The organism is Caballeronia arationis (assembly GCF_001544975.2).
Taxonomy (GTDB): Bacteria; Pseudomonadota; Gammaproteobacteria; order Burkholderiales; family Burkholderiaceae; genus Caballeronia; species Caballeronia arationis.
In genome coordinates, this window is record NZ_FCOG02000397.1 from 1 (window position 1) to 1,778 (window position 1,778).

At 59.4% G+C, this 1,778-nt stretch carries 3 protein-coding genes and 1 pseudogene; 1 reads left to right on the forward strand and 3 read right to left on the reverse strand.

Annotated features, from left to right (window positions below):
- Positions 1-132, forward strand: a pseudogene (locus AWB81_RS48115) (sorbosone dehydrogenase family protein); the annotation flags it as partial.
- Positions 133-554: 422 nt separating this feature from the next.
- Here AWB81_RS48115 and AWB81_RS42620 read toward each other — a convergent pair.
- From AWB81_RS42620 to AWB81_RS42630, 3 genes are all read right to left on the reverse strand, one after another.
- Positions 555-923 (reverse strand): calcium-binding protein, encoded by a 369-nt coding sequence (locus AWB81_RS42620; RefSeq protein WP_062644570.1) that lies wholly within the window; start codon positions 921-923, stop codon positions 555-557.
- Between the two features lie 30 nt (positions 924-953).
- Complete coding sequence (locus tag AWB81_RS42625) at positions 954-1,400, reverse strand: hypothetical protein (protein ID WP_235026250.1); 447 nt, start codon at positions 1,398-1,400, stop codon at positions 954-956.
- 56 nt (positions 1,401-1,456) lie between these two features.
- Positions 1,457-1,778, reverse strand: a 322-nt coding sequence (locus AWB81_RS42630; protein WP_144444383.1) for an IS66 family transposase, incomplete at its 5' end; no start/stop codon positions are given.

Genomic DNA, 1,778 nt, shown 5'->3' on the forward strand with positions numbered 1-1,778 from the left:
GGTCGACCCGTTGGCGTCGCACTGGACGCGCATGGGGCCTTGCTCGTGGCTGACGACGTCGGCAACGCTGTATGGCGAGTAGCGCCGCGTAACAACGACAAACCGGCTGACATCGCGCCGGCAGGTAAATGACACAGCCTTGGCCGCTTTGCTCGGCAACCGGGTCGACGCAAGGCTATCGTGCCGATTAGAACCGCTTCATTAGTCAAAGCAGCACGCCGGTGACGTCACCTCAAAAGACGGAGACCCGCAACTGGATCCGGTGACGCTCCGCAGGGTAGAGCCAGCATTGTCGTGCTTCGGCAGTTTGCGGTAATTGATCGGAACATCCCCGCCGGTTGACCGCTCCGTCGCCGAATTATCGAACGGCCGCTAACTCAACAATCATCGGCCCTTCGCAATAACCCATTGACCGTCTCTTCCTGGCCGAACCCGGAAATCGAGCTTACAAATAGTATCCGTCAGCGTAACCCGTTCCGGCTGGAAGATAGTGCGAGACGAGCATTGCTGGGTCAGATCAGGACGAGGCGGGGGTAGGCAAGGCTTTCTGGGTCTCAGAATGAGCGGTCTTGGTCATGCCAATAGTGCCAGTCCGCGACCGCGACTCGAGTCGGCTTGTCGCCGCTCAACGGAGCGATCTGAGCCAGGGGCGCCACCACGTCGCGTTCTTTCCACCGAACCCAGACGAAGATTCCAACCCGACACAGGTCTTCATGAACGAGTCTGGTGACGCAGACGTGTTCGCCCGTGGGCAGCGGCGACGAGTCCATTGGCTTGCGAACGCTGGCCGTGAATGGGAACGAGAGCTGTTCTTCCAGATAGCAGTACCACGACATCGCACACTCTTCCTCGGTATAAGCGTCGACAACGATTTCCATCTCGATGCGATGTTCACGTTCCGCGTTGAGTTTTGTCTTGGCCATGATGTCGTTTGATATTCACGTCGATTTGGACTACAGATCGATGATATGGCGCAGCAAGCCATAGGAAACGCGCCAGTGTCCGTCCGAGTCTGACACCGCGATCGACGCAGTCTTCGAATTCAGTCTGACGATTGTGCCAACGCGTTCGTTTAGGTGTTTGTCCGTGAACCCGACCGTGTCGCCGATGAAGAACTCTTCGCGTTTTGCGCGCGGCGGCGGTGCCGGTTCAGGATGAATGGGGGCAGCGCTGTCGGGAACGATCGCCGCGTACGGGATCGCCCAGTGGCGTCGACTCGCGCTATCTTGAACGACAGCTTGCGTGTGGCGGAGCTCCGCGATGGTGCCTTGAGACGGCGGCCCTAACGGGTTGTCGCCGATATAGCTGACGGCCATGCCAAGGTGCAGACGCTGACGCACTTCGAGGATGCGTCGAGGGTCGTCGAGCATTTTGCCGATGGCCAGATAAAGACGATACAACTCGGCGCTGGGCGCCTGCCGAAGCGAGTCAAGAATGTCCATAAATGTGAAGACGTTTAACGGGCGAGCGGCAGCAGTTCATGCACGCGGTTGACAGGATGCGACGGCAGCTTCTCGAGCGTATCCTTGAGCCACGCATACGGCTCAAAGCCGTTCAGGCGCGCCGTGCAGAGAAGGGAGTACATCGTAGCAGCGGCTTGGGCGCCACGTGGCGAGCCCGCGATGGTCCAATTCGCCCTTCCCAGGGCAATCGGGCGAATCTGTCGTTCCAGCGCATTGTTGTCTGGCAACAGGATGCCGCTCTCAGTGTAACGAACGAGCGCCTGCCAGTGGCGTAACGCGTATCCGAAGGCCTTCGCCAGCGGCGCCTGAGTCGGT

Coding starts and splice junctions, on each gene's coding strand:
- AWB81_RS42620 (WP_062644570.1), bottom strand. CDS start 923: ATGGCCAAGACAAAACTCAACGCGGAACGTGAACATCGCATCGAGATG.